Genomic DNA, 16103 nt, shown 5'->3' on the forward strand with positions numbered 1-16103 from the left:
TGTCCGCACTGAAGTTGGCAATCGTCGGCGGCGGTTCCACGTACACCCCGGAGCTGATCGACGGCTTCGCCCGGCTGCGGGACACCCTCCCGATCGCCGAACTGGTGCTGGTCGACCCGGCCGCCGACCGGCTGGAGCTGATCGCCGGGCTGGCCCGCCGGATCTTCGCCCGCCAGGGCCACGGCGCCCGGGTGAGCACCGCCACCGAGGTCGCCGCCGGGGTCCAGGGCGCGGACGCCGTCCTGCTCCAGCTGCGGGTCGGCGGACAGGCCGCCCGCAACGAGGACGAGACCTGGCCGCTGGAGTGCGGCTGCGTCGGCCAGGAGACCACCGGCGCCGGCGGCCTGGCGAAGGCGCTGCGCACCGTCCCGGTGGTGCTGGACATCGCCGAGCAGGTCCGGCTGGCCAACCCGGACGCCTGGATCGTCGACTTCACCAACCCGGTCGGCATCGTCACCCGGGCGCTGCAGACCGCCGGGCACAAGGCGGTCGGCCTGTGCAACGTGGCGATCGGCTTCCAGCGCAAGTTCGCCGCCCACCTGGGCGTCGACCCCGAGCTGGTCCGCCTGGACCACGTCGGGCTCAACCACCTGACCTGGGAGCGCGGCGTCACGCTGCTCGACGCCCCGGGCGCCGCCGGCGGCCGGGAGGTGCTGCCCGAACTGCTGGACGGCTTCGGCGAGCAGATCGCCGAGGACCTCCACCTGCCGCTGCCGGTGATCCGCCGGCTCGGCGTGGTCCCCTCCTACTACCTGCGCTACTTCTACCAGCACGACCAGGTGGTGGAGGAGCTGCGCAGCAAGGGTTCGCGCGCCGCCGAGGTCGCCGAGATCGAGCGGCAGCTGCTGGAGATGTACGCCGACCCGGCCCTGGACACCAAGCCGGAGCTGCTCGGCAAGCGCGGCGGGGCGTTCTACTCGGAGGCCGCCGTGCAGCTGATCTCCGCCCTGCTCGGCACCGGCGGCGCCACCGGCGTGCAGGTGGTGAACACCCGCAACGACGGCGTGCTGCCGTTCCTGCCGGACGACGCGGTGATCGAGGTGCCGGCCGAGGTCGGCCCGGGCGGGGTCCGGCCGCTGCCGCAGCGGCCGGTCGAGCCGCTCTACGCCGGCCTGATCGCCGGCGTCACCGCGTACGAGCAGCTGGCCCTGGAGGCCGCGCTCAAGGGTGGCCGGGAGCGGGTCTTCGACGCCCTGCTGGCCCACCCGCTGGTCGGCCAGCTGGACCTCGCCGACCGGCTGACCGACCGGCTGATCGCCCACAACCGCACCCACCTGAGCTGGGCGTGAGCGTGAACGACCACCGTGCACCGTCGTGGGGGGAACCGATGGACCGTCAACAGCCGGCGCAGCTCGACGGCGTGCTCGCGATCGACGCCGGGAACAGCAAGACCGACGTGGCCCTGGTGTCGGTCGAGGGCGCCGTGCTCGGCTCGGCCCGCGGCGGCGGCTTCCAGCCGCAGCTGGACGGCGCCGAGCAGGCCGTCGCGGGCCTCGCCCCGCTGGTCGAGGAGGCCGCGCGGCAGGCCGGGCTGAGACCGGGCCGGGTGCTCACCGGCCACGTCAGCGCCTGCCTGGCCAACGCCGACCTGCCGATCGAGGAGCAGCAGTTGCAGGCCGCGCTGGCGGCCCGCCCCTGGGGGCTGACCAGCCACGTCGCCAACGACACCTTCGGCCTGCTGCGGGCCGGCACCGACGGCCCGCGCGGGGTCGCGGTGGTCTGCGGCGCCGGGATCAACTGCGTCGGGCTGCTGCCGGACGGGCGGACCGCCCGCTTCCCGGCGCTCGGCCACCTCACCGGCGACTGGGGCGGCGGCGGCGGGCTGGCCGCCGAGTCGATGTGGCACGCCACCCGGGCCGAGGACGGCCGCGGCGGCCCGACCGCGCTGGCCGGGGCCATCGCCGCCCACTTCGGCCTGCCCAGCACCACCGCGGTCGCCGAGGCGATGCACCTGGGCCGGCTGGACCGCGGGCGGCTGCACGAGATCGTCCGGGTGCTGTTCGCCACCGCGGAGCAGGGCGACCCGACGGCGCTGATGCTGATCGACCGCCAGGCGGACGAGATCGCCCGGCTGGCCGTGGTCGCGCTGACCCGGCTCGACCTGCTCGGCGAGCCGACGCCCGTGGTGCTCGGCGGCGGCGTGCTGGCCGCCCGCCACCGGCTGCTGATCGACAACCTGACGGCCCGGCTGGCCGCGGCCGCGCCGCTGGCCGAGACCCGGATCGTGGTCGCCCCGCCGGTGCTCGGCGCCGCCCTGCTCGGCCTCGACCACCTCGGCGCGGGCCCCGAGGCCCAGCAGCGGTTGCGGGACGCCTACCCGACCAGCAGCCCGGTCGCCGCCTGAGCGCCGGCCGGGCGGCCACCGCCCGGCCCCGCGCCACCTGATCCCCCGCCGCCGGGGCCACCGGGGTCCGCACACCCCACCGGCCCCGGCGGCGGGCACGTTCCACGGTCGGGCCGCCGACCGGCTCTCAGTGGGGCCCGCCACGGCCCCGGAAGGCCCGCCGGTACTCGCGGGGCGCGACGCCGACCCGGCGGGTGAAGACCGGGCGCAGCGAGACCGCGGAGCCGAAGCCGCAGCGGGTGGCGACCTCGTCCACCGGCAGGTCGCTCTCCTCCAGCAGGCGCTGGGCGGCCAGCACCCGCTGCTCCAGCAGCCAGCGCAGCGGGGACGTGCCGGTGGCCCCGACGAACCGGCGGGCGAAGGTGCGCTCCGACATCAGGGCGAGCCGGGCCATCCGGGCCACCGTCCAGGGGGTGTCGAGTTCCGCGAGGACGGCCGCGCGGACGGCGCCGAGCGGGTCGGCCGGGCCGGCCGCCGGCACCGGGGAGGGGATGAACTGGGCCTGGCCGCCGGCCCGGAAGGGGGCGGTGACCATGGCCCGGGCGATGGTCGCGGCGGTCTGCTGACCGTGTGCGGAGCGCACCAGGTGCAGGCAGAGGTCGATCCCCGCGGCCACCCCGGCCGAGGTCCAGACCTGGCCGTCGCCGGTGAAGAGCACCTCCGGGTCGACCGTCACCGCCGGGTGGCGGCGGGCGAGTTCGGCGGCGAGCCACCAGTGGGTGGTGGCCCGGCGGCCGTCCAGCAGGCCGGCCTCGGCGAGCACGAAGGCGCCGGCGCACAGCGAGGCGACCGGGATGCCGCGGGCGTGCGCGGTGCGCAGCACGTCCAGCAGCCGGGGGTCGGCGGGGGCGTCCGGGTCGGTGATGCCGGGGACGACCACCAGGTCGCAGTCGAGCAGGCCGGTGAAGTCGGTGTCCGGGCGCCGCTCCAGGCCGCCGCCGAGCCGGACCGGCCGCTCGTCCGGGCCGCAGACCCGCAGGTCGAAGACGGGCAGCCCGGGTTGGGAGAGCCGGTTCGACCAGACCTCGCCGATCACGGCGTAGTCGAAGGCGCGTACTCCGTCGAAGATCGGGCAGCCCACGGTGTGCATGGCGGGATTGTATCGATGACAGGCATTGCTGCCGCTCACGGCGGCCCGCCGGCCGACCCCAGGATGGAGCCATGACGAACACCAGCGCATTCAACGCCCCGCTCGAACTCGCCGCCGACGCCGTCCTGGTGGTGATCGACGTCCAGCAGGGCTTCGACGACCGGGAGTACTGGGGCGAGCGGGACAACCCCGAGGCCGAGGAGCGGATCGGCGCCGTCCTGGCGGCGTGGCAGGAGACCGGCCGGCCGGTCGTGATGGTGCAGCACCGCTCGACGGACGGGCCGCTCACCCCGGGCACCCCCGGGTACGAGCTGAAGCCGGTGGTGGCCGGCGCCGCCTGGGACCTGCACGTCACCAAGACGGTCAACAGCGCCTTCTACGGCACCCCCGACCTGCACGCCTGGCTCCAGGCGCGCGGCGCCACCCAGCTGGTCACGATCGGGATCATGACCAACGTGTGCAACGAGACCACCGCGCGGATGGGCGGCAACCTCGGCTACGACGTGGTCTTCCCGATCGACGCGATGCACACCTTCGCGATGGCCGGGCCGGACGGGGTGACCGTGCCCGCCGCCGAGCTGTCCCGGGCCACCGCGGCCGCGCTGCACACCATGCGGTTCGCCAAGGTGGTCGGCACCGCGGAGCTGCTGGCCGCGGCGGCGAAGCCGGCGTCCTGACGGTGGCCGGCCGGGGCAGGTCCGGAGGTGGGGCGCGATGACGAGAGGGGGGTCGGTATCGATCAGATGAATATTCGAAGTTCCGTCGAGATGCCCCGCTTTGGCCGTTGAGACCGGTGTTCGATCACCGGTACTGTCCCCGCTCCGAGCAGCACCACCAGCGGTGCGCCGACGGCCCAGGAGCGCGCGCCAGATGGCGATTCTCAAGTCCACCATGCAGGAGCAGGTCGCCCAGGCGATCGCGGCGATCGAGCCCAACGACCGTCCGGTGGTGACCTTCCACACCATCACCGGGCCCAGCCCCTGGATCATGAACGAGCTGGGTCTGATCGGCCAGCTCTTCGTGAAGTACTACTTCGTCACGCTGACCGAGCGGGTGGTCGTGGTGCACCGGGCCGGCCGGCTGGCCAACCGGCCGAAGGAGCTCGTCCACGTCATCCCGCTGGAGCAGGCCCGCGGCCTGGTCAGCGACGTGCGCCGGCGGACGCTGTGGAGCTCGCTGCGCTTCCAGTTCCCGGGCGAGGCGAAGCCGACCCGGCTGAACGTCGCCCGCTACTGGCGCACCGAGCTGGACCAGTTCGTCCCGGGCCTGACCGGCGAGCAGATCGCGGTCTGAGCCGGCCGGGCCGGCCGGCGGCGCGGGATCGGAGCCGGGTGAGCGGGATCAGAGCCGGGTGTGCACCCAGTCCGCGAGGATCTTGGCGCAGCCGTCCACCGACTCGCGCCAGGTCCGGGCGGCGCCCTCGCCGGCCTCGTCGCTGACGTGCTTGACCAGCCGGATCGGCACCCCGGCGCGCACGGCCACGGTGGCCAGGGCGTAGCCCTCCATGTCGACCAGGTCGGCGCTCCGCGCCAGCCGGTCGCGGGCCTCGGGGTCGGAGACGAAGAGGTCGCCGGTGGCCAGCACCGGGCCCGGCTCCGGGCCGAGCTCGATCGGCCCGCCGAAGGTGCGGCCGGTCAGCAGGTTCAGCACCCGGCTGTCCAGGTCGTGCTGGAGCACCCGGGAGACCAGGTGGGTACCGGCCCAGCCGGAGCGCAGCGCACCGGCCGTACCGAGGTTGACGATCTCGGACGGCCGGTCGCCGCCGGCCAGCACGGTGGCCAGGGCGGCGGTCGCGTTGATCTTCCCCATACCGGTCAGCAGGACGGGGAAGCGGCCGTCCAGGTAGGCCGACTCCTCCTCGACGGCGACGACGAGGAGCGGGAGGCCAGGGGTGACGGTACCGATCAGACGCATGGCCCCCATGCTACGGGGCAGGCCGCGGGAGGGCCGATGGCACGGGGGTGGAACCGGGCGCGGTGCGCACGGCGTCGATGGGGAACGGAACGTCCCGGTACGGGCGGTGGGCGCAGCGGCCCGATGCTCAAGTCCGGCGCAAGTCACGTGTGCTCGTCGGTGTCCGCGGCCATACTGCTGGCATCGGGCCGAACCCCGGACCAGGGGCGGCCACAGGGGAGGGCGGGGCGGTGGCGACACCAGTGATCACGGGGGAACGGGCGTCCGCGGGGGCTGCGGTGCCCGCAGCGGCGGTGCCCGCACGGGGGGTGGTCCGCAGCGGGCGCGCCTTCCTGGGACGCGCGCTCGACAGCCCGCCGGGGCAGCTCCGGCTGGCCGGCGCGGTGCTGGCGGCGCTGGTCCTGCTGTTCGGCGCCGTGACGGCCTGGCAGGTCGGCACGCGCGCGAGCGCGGCCGGCCAGGTGGCCTCCAGCAGCGGCCCGTTGAGCCAGGACGCGGCCGAGATCTACCGCTCGCTGGCGGACGCGGACACCACCGCCGCATCCGGGTTCCTGCTCGCGGGCAACGAACCGGCGGCCGTCCGGCAGCGCTACCAGGACGACCTGACCACGGCGGCCCGGCTGCTGGCGCAGGCCGCCGCCCGGGCCAGCTCCTCCGCCGAGGCGCAGCGCTGGATCGCCGAGCTCAACCAGCAACTCCCGCAGTACGCGGGCCTGGTGGAGACCGCCCGGGCCAACGACCGGCAGGGCCTGCCGCTCGGCGGCGCCTACCTGCGGTACGCCTCCGCGCTGATGCAGGACACCATGCTGCCGAACGCGCAGCGGCTGGTCAGCGCCGAATCCGCGCAGCTGGACCAGGACTACGGGCGGGCCGAGTCGGCGCCCTGGGCGGCGTTCGCGCTCGGGCTGCTCGCGCTGGCCGCCCTCGGCGCGTACCAGCTGCGGCTGTTCCGGCGCACCAACCGGGTGTTCAGCCCCGGGCTGGTCGGCGCGACGGCCGCACTGCTGGCCGCGCTGGTGTGGCTGCTGGGCGGCGGGCTGGCGGCCGGCGACTCGCTGGCGGAGAGCCGGACGGCCGGCGCCGAACCGCTGCGGGCGCTCGACGACGCCAGGACCGAGGCGCTCCAGGCGCACGCGGCGGAGAACCTGAACCTGGTCGACCGCGGGTCGAGCGACACCTACACCACCCGCTGGAGCGAGGTCACCGGTGCGCTCGGCGGGGCCGCCGCCGGCGCGAAGGGCCCGGCGGAGGGCTCGCTGGCGCGCGCCGAGCGGCTCGCACCGCGGGACGCGGCCGGATCGGTCACCGAGGCCCGCAAGCAGTTCGCGACCTGGAGCGACCGGCACAAGCAGGCGGCCGACAAGGAGGCCGCGGGCGACTACGACGCCGCGCTGCAGGGCACCGTGGGGGCGGGGAAGAACGACACCGCGGAGGCCGCGTTCGCCGCGCTGGAGCAGCAGTTGGGCCAGGCCGCGACGGTCGAACGGGCCCGGTTCAAGGCCGCCGCCGACGGGGTGGACGGCGGCCTGGAGGTGCTGGCGGCGGGCGCGGCGGTGCTCGCCGTGCTGTCCGCCGCGGGCGTGGTCCGGGGGATCGGCCGCCGACTGGCCGACTACCGCTAGAGGGGGTGGGGACGATGATGCAGACGGTACGGGCCAGGGCCCTGGTGGCCGCGGTCGCGCTGGCGGCCGGGGTGCTCGGGGCGGGCACCTCGGTGGGCGCGCCGCAGGGCGCCGCCCGCGCGCAGGCGCCCGCCGCCGCGGAGCTCGCTCCGGCGGCCGACACCTGCGACACCACGAAGAGCGTGCCGCCGGGCAAGGACGTCAACGGCGCGAAGATCAGGAAGATCCGGGAGCGCGGCACGCTGGTGGTCGGCATCGACCAGAACAGCTACCACTGGGGCTACCGCAATCCGCAGACCGGCAGCATCGAGGGCTTCGACATCGACCTGGCGCACGCCATCGCCAAGTCGGTGCTGGGCGACCCGGACCGGATCACCTTCAAGGCGGTGCCGACCGCCCGCCGGATCGACGCGGTCAAGGCCGGCGAGGTGGACGTGGTGATCCGCACCACCACCATCACCTGCGCCCGGCTGCAGGAGGTCTCCTTCTCCAAGCCCTACTTCGCGGCCGGGCAGCGCCTGGTGGTGCCCAAGTCCGCCAAGGCCACCGGCGTCGACCAGGGGCTGAAGGGCAAGCGGGTGTGCGCCGCGGCCTCGTCCTCCTCGGACAGCGAGCTCAAGAGCAACCGGCACGGCGCCACCGAGGTCACCATCGTGCCGAACCAGCTGGACTGCCTGGTGCTGATGCAGCTCGGCAAGGTCGACGCGACGCTCACCGACGCCGTGCTGGCCGCCGCCCAGGCCGCCCAGGACCCGACCATCGAGGTGGTCGGCGAGACCCTGTTGGCCGGCTGGATGGGCGTGGTGGTCAACCAGGCCGACACCGACCTGCTCGCCTGGGTCAACCAGGCGCTGCTGGACTACAAGGCGGACGGCGGCTGGCAGCGCAGCTACGACCACTGGCTCGCCGGCTCCATGGGCAGTTCCGACCAGTACGCGTACAAGCCGTAGCGCTCCCCGGCGGGCGGCGGGCCCGCCGCCCGCACCGCCGTCGACCGGCCGGCCGGCATCCGGAAGACTGGCCGCCGGGAGACGCACCGCCGGCGCCCGCCGGAAGGACGGTCAGCCGCTCACCCCGTCGACTGCGCTGCCCGTCGTGGCAGAGAGGAAGGACCCCGCGTGGCAGGATCGGCCGGCCCGGTGATGAGCCGGGAGGAGGTGGACCGTGCGCTGGCCCGGCTGGGCGCCGAGCGCGACGCGGTCGAGTCCGCCCTGCTCGCCCTCCAGGACCACCCGGGCCGCCGGCTGCTGGAGGGGGCCGAGCTGAGCGGGCGCACCGCGGAGCGGTGGTCCGTCGCCGGCCAGGGCCTCGCCCTGCTGTGGGCGCTGTTCGACCGGTACTCCGAGGCGCTGGCCTCGGCCCGGGCGGTGCGCGCCCGGCGCAACCGGCCGGGCGCCGCCGAACTGGCCGAGCTCGGCGAGCTGCTCGCCGGCAAGGCCGTCACCGTCTCCGGCGGCCAGCTCCCCGAGCCGGCCGGCCGGCTGGGCGCCCCCGCCCGGCTGGTCGAACAGGTCAGCCTGGCCGAGCTGATGGAGCGGATGAACGGCTGGTACGAGACCGTGCTGGAGGTGGTCGGCGCCGCCGATGCGGTGTGGTCCGCGCTGCCGGCCCGGATCGACCTGCTGCTGGCCGAGCTGCACCGGGTGCAGATGCTGGCCGGCTCGGTCGGGGTGCGGCCCGGCGGCCACCCGCTCGCCGACGACCTGGCGGACCTGGCCCGCGACCTGACGGCACTGCGGGACGGCGTACGGGCCGACCCGCTGGCGCTCTGGCGCCCGGCCCGGGTGCCCGCGCAGTCCGGCGGCGGCTCCGCGCAGGGCGCGTTCGGCGCACCGGGGGGCGCGGTCGACACCGAACGCTTCGACCGGGCCGGGCGGGCGCTGGACGACATCCGGGTGGAGCTGGAGGGCCTGCTGCGGCTGCGCGACGAGTCGCACGAGCGGCTCCAGCAGGTGGCCGACCTGCTCCAGCGGGCGGACGCCACGCTGGTCGAGGCCCGGCGGGCCCGCGGCGAGGTGCTGGCGAAGATAGCCGCGACCGAGGTGCCGGCCGTGCCGGGGCCGACCACGGCGCTGCGCGACCGGATCCGGCAGGCCGTCGAGTGCCAGCAGACCGGCCAGTGGCACCGGCTCGGGCCGCTGCTGGACAGCCTGGAGGACGCCGCCGCCAAGGAGCTCGGCCGGGCCCGGCACTCGCTGACCGAGGTGGCGCAGCCGCTCGCGGTCCGGGCCGAGCTGCGCGGGCGGTTGGAGGCGTACAAGGCGATGGCCGCCCGGCTCGGCCTCGCCGAGGACCCGGAAGTGGTGGAACGGTTCGAGAAGGCGCGCTGGCTGCTCTGGAGCGCGCCCTGCGACCTGCGGGCGGGGGCCGAGGCGGTGGCCAGGTTCCAGCAGGCGCTGCGCCCGCCGGACCGGGCCGGTTCGGCCGGACCGCAGGACGCACGACCCGGTGGACAGGGATGAGAGACGGTCAGGGGGAGCGGTACTGATGGCTGCTGAGCTGTGTGTACGGCCCGAGTGCTCCGGCACCGGTGAGATCGACCCGGACGGCTACTGCACCGAGTGCGGGCTCGCCCCGCAGCGGACGGCCGCACCGGCGGCGCCCGCGGCCGCGACGGCGGCACCGGCCGCCGCGGGGAGCGGCGCCGGCAGCCCGTGCGGCCGGGACTGCGGCGGCACGATCGACGCCGACGGCTACTGCGACGAGTGCGGCCTGGCGGCCGTGGCGGTGGCGGCCGCGCCCAAGGTGCCGGCCGCGCGCGCCGGTTCGAGCCGCTCCGGCTCGGTGCGCACGATGTCCGGCCGCTCCCGCTCGCACCGCACCTCCGGCCGCACCGGCCGCGGCTCCGCGGTCTCGGTGCGCACCGGCACCGGCTCCACCGGCACCGCCCGGCGCGGCAACCTCGGCGCCGGCCTGGTGGTCGTCCCCCCGGTACCCGCGCCGGACCCGGCCTCGGCCGTGCTGGCCAAGGCCGAGGTGCCCGAGCGCAAGCGGTACTGCAGCAGGTGCGAGAGCCCGGTCGGCCGGGAGAAGGACGGCCGGCCCGGCCGCCCGGACGGCTTCTGCACCAAGTGCGGCACCGCCTACTCCTTCACCCCCAAGCTGGAGCGCGGCGACCTGGTCGGCGGCCAGTACGAGGTGGTCGGCTGCCTGGCGCACGGCGGGCTCGGCTGGATCTACCTGGCGATCGACCGCCGGGTCAACGACAAGTGGATCGTCCTCAAGGGCCTGCTGGACACCGGCGACGAGGACGCGCTGGCGGTCGCGGTGGCCGAGCGGCGCTTCCTGGCCGAGGTGGACCACCCCAACATCGTCCGCATCATCAACTTCGCCGAGCACCCGGACGCCCGCACCGGCTCCACCGACGGCTACATCGTGATGGAGTACGTCGGCGGCAAGTCGCTCAAGGACATCGCCAACGAGCGCCGCACCCCGGACGGCCGGCGCGACCCGCTGCCGGTCGAGCAGGCGATCGCGTACGCGCTGGAGGCGCTGCCCGCGCTCGGCCACCTGCACAGCCGCGGCCTGGTGTACTGCGACTTCAAGGTCGACAACGTGATCCAGAGCGAGGACTCGCTCAAGATCATCGACATGGGCGCGGTCCGCCGCCTCGACGACGACGGCCCGATCTACGGCACCGTCGGCTACCAGGCGCCGGAGATCGGCACCGACGGCCCGACCCCGTCCTCCGACCTCTACACGGTCGCCCGCACACTGGCCGTGCTCACCTTCGACTTCCCCGGCTACGCCACCACCCACCAGCACGAACTGCCCGGCCCCGAGGAGGTGCCGGTCCTCGCGCGGTACGAGTCCTACTACCGCTTCCTGGTCCGCGCCACCGACCCCGACCCGGCCCGCCGGTTCGCCTCCGCCGCCGAGATGGCCGACCAGCTGACCGGCGTGCTGCGCGAGGTCCTCAGCCTCGGCGACGGCCGCCCCCGCCCGGCCGCCTCCACCCTGTTCGGTCCCGAACTGCGCCTGGTGGACAGCGAGCTGACCGAGCAGCCGCTCGACCCGGCGGCCGCCGCCCTGGCGCTGCCGCTCCCCCGGGTCGACCCCGGCGACCCCAACGCCGGCTTCCTCGCCGCCCTCACCGCCGGCGGCCCCGCCGAGGTGCTCGCCACCCTGGAGGCCGCCCCCGCCCCCTCGGTCGAGCTGCGGCTGCGGGCGCTGCGGGCCCACCTGGAGCTGGGCGAACCGTCCGCCGCCGAGCAGACCCTGACCGAACTGGCCGAGGAGCACCCGGACGACTGGCGGGTGGTCTGGTACCGCGGACTGACCGCGCTGGCCGCCGGCCGGTCCGAGGCCGCCGCCGAGTCCTTCGACGCGCTCTACGACGCCTTCCCCGGCGAGATCGCGCCCAAGCTGGCCCTCGCCCTCTGCGCCGAGCTGCTGGGCAACGCCGAGGACGCCACCGAGTTCTACCGGCTGGTCGGCAGCACCGACCGCAGCTACGTCAGCGCCGCGTTCGGCCTGGCCAGGGTACGGCTGGCGGCGGGCGACCGGGCCGGCGCCGTCCAGGCCCTGGAGGCGGTGCCGGAGGCGTCCGCGCACTTCACCTCGGCCCGGGTCGGCACCGTCCGGGCCCGGATCCGCGGCCGCTCGGCCGCCGAGGCGCTGGGGCCCGAGCTGCACCGCTGCTCCGAGCAGCTGGGCGCGCTCGGCCTGGACGCCCGCCGCCGCGAGGAGCTGGCGGTGGAGGTGCTGGACACCGCGCTCGGCTGGGTGCTGGCCGGCAAGGCCGGCGCGGCCGGCCCCGACGCCGACCGGAAGGTGCTCGGACATGCACCCACCGAACGGGAACTGCGGTTCGCTCTGGAACACTCCTACCGGGTGTTGGCCCGGTTGACCGACCGGGCCGAAACAAGGATCGAGATGGTGGAGCGGGCGAACCGGGCCCGCCCCCGGACGTGGGTGTGACGCAATGCCGCAGCAGACCAGGTGCCCCAGCTGTGCCGAACCGATGGACCCTCAGGACCTGTTCTGCGGGGCCTGCGGCGCGAACCTGAACGGGCCGCCGACCGTGGTGGACGGGCCGGCCGCCACCGGCAGCGGCGCTGCCGGTGGCGGCGGGACGTGCGTGCGCTGCGGCGCGCCCGACCTCGCCGCCGACGGGTACTGCGAGGCCTGCGGCCAGGCGCAGCCGCGCCCGCGCGACCACCAGGAACGCGCGCTGGCCGGCGTCGCCGGGGTCTCCGACCGCGGGCTGCGCCACCACCGCAACGAGGACGCCTTCACGGTCGCCGGCACCGCGCTCCCCGACGGCTCGCCGGCCGTGATCGCCGTGGTCTGCGACGGGGTCTCCTCCTCCGCACGGCCGGACGAGGCCTCCGCCACCGCCGTGGACGCCGCCTCCGAGTCCCTGCTGACCGCCCTGGAGCATGGCACCGACCCGACCGCGGCGATGCGCGGCGCGATCGCCGTCGCGGCCCGCGCGGTGACCGACCTGGCGTACGACGGCACCCCGCCGGAACGCCCCGGCGGCCACCTGAACGCCCCCGCCTGCACCTACGTCAGCGCCGTCTCGGCGGCCGGCCTGGTCACCATCGGCTGGGTCGGCGACACCCGGGCGTACTGGATTCCGGACGACCGGGAGGCCGCCGAGCCGTACCGGCTGACCGAGGACGACTCCTGGGCCGCCCGGATGGTCTCGGCCGGGCTGATGGCCGAGTCCGAGGCGTACGCCGACCCGCGCGCGCACGCCATCACCGGCTGGCTCGGCGCCGACGCCGAGGACCTCGACCCGCACACCGTCAGCTTCACCCCGCACGTCCCCGGGGTGGTGCTGATCTGCACCGACGGCCTGTGGAACTACGCCGAGGCCGCCACCGACCTGGCCACCTTCGTGCGCCGCGACGCCCGGACCGAACCGCTCGCGACCGCGCAGGCGCTGGTGAGCTTCGCGGTGGCGGCCGGCGGGCACGACAACATCACCGTCGCGGTGCTGCCGATCACCCCGCGGCCCCAGCGGGCCGGGGAGTCCGAGGAGCACGAGGCGACCCTGCTCGACCTGCCGGTGCAGCAACCGCGGCACGACGACACCCTGCACGACCTGCCGCGGATCCCGGCGCCCGCAGCCGCACCGGCAGCCGCTCCGGCGGCCGTCCCCGCGGCCGTCCCCGCTCCGGCCGCGGCTCCGGTGCCCGCGCCCGCCGCGGCGCCGCCGATGCCCGCGTACGCACCCAGCACCGACTGACGACCACTCATCTGACCGCTCGACAGGAGCTCTCAGCCATGGCAAGTCTGTCCCGGCCCACCGCACCCCGATTCGACGTCGAGATCTTCCAGAACGAGTACCTCGCCGAGGGCGCCCGGGAGGTCAACGCCATCGTCACCGTCACCGCCACCGGCGGCGGCACCTCCGGCGGGCGCCCGCTGTCCCCGGGCGACGGTCCGGCCGCCGGCGTGGTGATCATGGTCGACTGCTCCGGCTCGATGCAGTACCCGGCCGCCAAGGCGAAGAACGCCCGGGAGGCCACCGCCGCCGCCATCGACACCCTGCGCGACGGGGTCGCCTTCGCCGTGGTCGCGGGCACCCACGAGGCCACCGAGGTCTACCCGGCCGACGGCGGCCTCGCGGTGGCCGGCGACGCCACCCGGCAGGCGGCCAAGCAGGCCCTGCGCAAGCTCACCCCGGCCGGCGGCACCGCGATCGGCACCTGGCTCACCAAGGCCCAGGCGCTCTTCGACACCCGGTCGGACCTCGCCATCCGGCACGCCATCCTGCTCACCGACGGCCGCAACGAGCACGAGAAGCCGGCCGACCTGCAGCGCGCCCTGGACCGGGCGAGCGGCTACTTCACCGCCGACTGCCGCGGCGTCGGCACCGACTGGGAGGTCGCCGAGCTGCGGAAGATCTCCTCCGCGCTGCTCGGCACGGTCGACATCGTCGCCGAGCCGAACGGCCTGGCCGAGGACTTCCGCGCGATGATGGCCACCACCATGGGCAAGCAGGTGGCCGACGTCGCACTGCGGGTCTGGACCCCGGCCAACGCCCGGGTCAGCTACGTCAAGCAGGTCGCGCCCAACGTCGAGGACCTGACCGGGCGGCGCACCGAGGCCGGCCCTCGGGCCGGCGACTACCCGACCGGCTCCTGGGGCGACGAGAGCCGCGACTACCACGTCTGCGTCGAGGTGCCCGCCGCCGCCGTCGGCAACGAGATGCTCGCCGCCCGGATCAGCCTGATCCTGCCGCAGCCGGGCGAGGCCACCCCCGAGGTGCTCTCGCAGGGCCTGGTCAAGGCGGTCTGGACGGACGACCTGGCCTCCTCCACCCGGATCAACTCCCAGGTCGCGCACTACACCGGGCAGGCCGAGCTGGCCGACTCGATCCAGGAGGGCCTGGCCGCCCACCGGGCCGGCGACGTCGACCGGGCCACCGCCAAGCTCGGCGCGGCCGTCCGGCTCGCCCACCGGACCGGGAACGAGGGCACGCTCAAGCTGCTCCAGAAGGTCGTCGACGTGGTCGACGCGAAGGAAGGTACCGTTCGTTTCCGCAAGGATGTGAGCGAGGCCGATTCGATGACACTCGAGACCCGGTCGACGAAGACCGTCCGGGTGAAGAAATAATCGACCGACCGAGACCTGACCGGCCACCGCCCGGGGCCGAGCAGCTGGACATGTGGGGGAACTGATGCCGATCTGCCCTAGGGGCCATGAGTCGCAGGCCGAGGACTGGTGCGACTTCTGCGGCTTCCCGATGACTCCGCCGCCCGGCCTGGCCGTCCCGGGGAGCCCGGCCTCGGCCGGCCCGTTCGGGGCTCCGCCCGCCCCTCCGGGTCCGCCCGCGCCCCCCGGTCCGCCCGGACCGCCGCCCGGCCGGTCGTACGGCTCCCCCACCGTCGTCTCGCCCTCCCCCGCCGGCCCGGACTTCACCACCGACCTGGTGACCTGCCCGATCTGCCGCACCCCGCAGACCGGGCGGTACTGCGAGGAGTGCGGCTACGACTACCAGCTGCCCGCCACAGGTCGCCCGCCCGCCCCGGCCGCCCCGCAGGCGCCCGCCGGACCGCCGCCGCCCCCGCCGGGCCCGGGCGGGACGGACGGTGGCCGGCCGGACTACGGCTACCCGCCGCCGCAGGGCTTCGGGCAGCAGCCGTACGAGTCCCAGTCGCCCTACGAGCCGCAGTCACCGTACGAGCCCCGGTCGCCGTACGACCCGCCGGCGCCGCACTCCTCGCAGGCGGCCCAGGGGCCGCAGGCGCCGTACGAGGCGCAGTCCCCGTACGAGGCGCCGGCGTCGCAGTCCCCGTACGAGACCCGGTCGCCGTACGAGCAGCAGTACCGCCAGCCGTACGAGCCGACCCCGCCGGCGCCGTCCTCGCCGTTCCCGGACCAGGACGGCTACGAGCGCAGCGGTCCGGTGTACGCCCAGCCGGGGCAGGGTGCCCCGCGCCAGGGCGGCGCCGGGCAGGGCGGTCCGGGTGACGAGCTGGGCACCTCGTTCCGGCTCGCGCCGCCCGGCGTGGCCTCCCAGCAGGGCCAGCACGCGCAGCACGGCCAGCACGGTCAGCACGCGCAGCAGGGGCCGCCGCCCGGGCCGGCCGCGCCGCCGGTGCGCAGCCAGTGGATCGCGGTGGTCAGCGCCGACCGCGACTACTTCACCGAGATGATGACCCGCAGCGGCCCGGAGGCGGCGGGGCTGTTCTTCCCGCCGTACAGCCCGGAGCGCCGGATCCCGCTCACCGGCCGCGGCCAGCTGCGGATCGGCCGGCGCAGCCAGAACCGCGGCACCGTGCCGGAGATCGACCTGTCGGTGGCCCCGGAGGACCCGGGCGCCTCGCACCAGCACGCCCTGCTCGCCGAGCAGGCGGACGGCAGCTGGGTGCTGGTCGACCAGGACTCCACCAACGGCACGACGGTGAACGGCAGCCCCGACCCGGTGCCGCCGCACACCGCGATCCCGCTCAACGACGGCGACCGGGTGCACGTCGGCGCCTGGACCACCATCACCCTGCACCGCAGCAGCTGAGCGGGCGCCCGGTCACCGGGCGGCCGGTCAGCGGGCGGCCGGTCAGCGGGCGGCCGGTCAGCGGGCGGCCGGACCGGGTCGCCGCGCCAGGCCGCCGGGCCGCCGCACCGGCCCGGCGGGAGTCCGCTCCCGCCGGGCCGGACAGCTTTGCTCATGCTTTGC

General features: G+C 75.7%; 13 protein-coding genes. 11 read left to right on the plus strand and 2 right to left on the minus strand.

The features are described 5' to 3' along the window. Positions 1–8 precede the first annotated feature (8 nt). Both ABT014_RS17240 and ABT014_RS17245 read left to right on the plus strand, forming a co-directional pair. Complete coding sequence (locus ABT014_RS17240) at positions 9–1289, plus strand: 6-phospho-beta-glucosidase (RefSeq protein WP_350639645.1); 1281 nt, start codon at positions 9–11, stop codon at positions 1287–1289. A 38-nt stretch (positions 1290–1327) separates the two neighbouring features. Continuing rightward, on the plus strand, positions 1328–2344 hold the full coding sequence (locus ABT014_RS17245; RefSeq protein ID WP_350639593.1) for an N-acetylglucosamine kinase: 1017 nt from the start codon (positions 1328–1330) through the stop codon (positions 2342–2344). A 127-nt stretch (positions 2345–2471) separates the two neighbouring features. Here the strand turns inward: ABT014_RS17245 and ABT014_RS17250 are convergent, their stop codons facing one another. Then, positions 2472–3434: a GlxA family transcriptional regulator gene (locus tag ABT014_RS17250; protein ID WP_350639594.1), complete on the minus strand. Its 963-nt coding sequence runs from the start codon at positions 3432–3434 to the stop codon at positions 2472–2474. Between the two features lie 71 nt (positions 3435–3505). Between ABT014_RS17250 and ABT014_RS17255 the strand changes: the two genes are divergently transcribed. Further along, entirely contained in the window at positions 3506–4111 is a 606-nt protein-coding gene (locus ABT014_RS17255; protein WP_350639595.1) for a cysteine hydrolase family protein, read from the plus strand. A 193-nt stretch (positions 4112–4304) separates the two neighbouring features. After that, positions 4305–4727 (plus strand): hypothetical protein, encoded by a 423-nt coding sequence (locus ABT014_RS17260; protein ID WP_350639596.1) that lies wholly within the window; start codon positions 4305–4307, stop codon positions 4725–4727. Between the two features lie 48 nt (positions 4728–4775). Here ABT014_RS17260 and ABT014_RS17265 read toward each other — a convergent pair whose 3' ends face one another. Next, complete coding sequence (locus tag ABT014_RS17265; protein WP_350639597.1) at positions 4776–5348, minus strand: nucleosidase; 573 nt, start codon at positions 5346–5348, stop codon at positions 4776–4778. Positions 5349–5641: 293 nt separating this feature from the next. Here ABT014_RS17265 and ABT014_RS17270 point away from each other — a divergent pair, with 293 nt between their 5' ends. The 7 genes from ABT014_RS17270 to ABT014_RS17300 all read left to right on the plus strand — a co-directional run bounded on the left by ABT014_RS17270 (position 5642) and on the right by ABT014_RS17300 (position 15941). Next, a complete protein-coding gene (locus ABT014_RS17270; protein WP_350639598.1) occupies positions 5642–6970 on the plus strand; it encodes a GlnX family signal transduction membrane protein in 1329 nt (442 codons plus the stop codon). A 14-nt stretch (positions 6971–6984) separates the two neighbouring features. Further along, positions 6985–7920, plus strand: a complete 936-nt coding sequence (locus ABT014_RS17275) for a glutamate ABC transporter substrate-binding protein (RefSeq protein ID WP_350639599.1) — start codon at positions 6985–6987, stop codon at positions 7918–7920. 192 nt (positions 7921–8112) lie between these two features. Further along, positions 8113–9432, plus strand: coding sequence for a hypothetical protein (locus ABT014_RS17280; RefSeq protein ID WP_350639646.1), 1320 nt, complete (start codon positions 8113–8115; stop codon positions 9430–9432). Between the two features lie 25 nt (positions 9433–9457). Continuing rightward, on the plus strand, positions 9458–11890 hold the full coding sequence (locus ABT014_RS17285; protein ID WP_350639600.1) for a serine/threonine-protein kinase: 2433 nt from the start codon (positions 9458–9460) through the stop codon (positions 11888–11890). 4 nt (positions 11891–11894) lie between these two features. Beyond that, positions 11895–13166 carry a PP2C family protein-serine/threonine phosphatase gene (locus tag ABT014_RS17290; RefSeq protein ID WP_502894999.1) on the plus strand — a complete coding sequence of 424 codons (1272 nt, stop codon included), beginning with the start codon at positions 11895–11897 and terminating at the stop codon, positions 13164–13166. Positions 13167–13204: 38 nt separating this feature from the next. After that, on the plus strand, positions 13205–14539 hold the full coding sequence (locus ABT014_RS17295) for a vWA domain-containing protein (RefSeq protein WP_350639601.1): 1335 nt from the start codon (positions 13205–13207) through the stop codon (positions 14537–14539). A 64-nt stretch (positions 14540–14603) separates the two neighbouring features. Then, positions 14604–15941, plus strand: a complete 1338-nt coding sequence (locus tag ABT014_RS17300; protein WP_350639602.1) for an FHA domain-containing protein — start codon at positions 14604–14606, stop codon at positions 15939–15941. Positions 15942–16103 lie beyond the last annotated feature (162 nt).

It is taken from the genome of Kitasatospora sp. NPDC094015 (assembly GCF_040304075.1).
Classification (GTDB): domain Bacteria; phylum Actinomycetota; class Actinomycetes; order Streptomycetales; family Streptomycetaceae; genus Kitasatospora.

Bases quoted from the DNA above. Each gene is read 5' to 3' on its own strand.
- ABT014_RS17245 (WP_350639593.1), top strand. From the start codon at position 1,328: ATGGACCGTCAACAGCCGGCGCAGCTCGACGGCGTGCTCGCGATCGAC.
- ABT014_RS17250 (WP_350639594.1), bottom strand. From the start codon at position 3,434: ATGCACACCGTGGGCTGCCCGATCTTCGACGGAGTACGCGCCTTCGAC.
- ABT014_RS17255 (WP_350639595.1), top strand. From the start codon at position 3,506: ATGACGAACACCAGCGCATTCAACGCCCCGCTCGAACTCGCCGCCGAC.
- ABT014_RS17260 (WP_350639596.1), top strand. From the start codon at position 4,305: ATGGCGATTCTCAAGTCCACCATGCAGGAGCAGGTCGCCCAGGCGATC.
- ABT014_RS17265 (WP_350639597.1), bottom strand. From the start codon at position 5,348: ATGCGTCTGATCGGTACCGTCACCCCTGGCCTCCCGCTCCTCGTCGTC.
- ABT014_RS17275 (WP_350639599.1), top strand. From the start codon at position 6,985: ATGATGCAGACGGTACGGGCCAGGGCCCTGGTGGCCGCGGTCGCGCTG.
- ABT014_RS17280 (WP_350639646.1), top strand. From the start codon at position 8,113: ATGAGCCGGGAGGAGGTGGACCGTGCGCTGGCCCGGCTGGGCGCCGAG.
- ABT014_RS17285 (WP_350639600.1), top strand. From the start codon at position 9,458: ATGGCTGCTGAGCTGTGTGTACGGCCCGAGTGCTCCGGCACCGGTGAG.
- ABT014_RS17290 (WP_502894999.1), top strand. From the start codon at position 11,895: ATGCCGCAGCAGACCAGGTGCCCCAGCTGTGCCGAACCGATGGACCCT.
- ABT014_RS17295 (WP_350639601.1), top strand. From the start codon at position 13,205: ATGGCAAGTCTGTCCCGGCCCACCGCACCCCGATTCGACGTCGAGATC.
- ABT014_RS17300 (WP_350639602.1), top strand. From the start codon at position 14,604: ATGCCGATCTGCCCTAGGGGCCATGAGTCGCAGGCCGAGGACTGGTGC.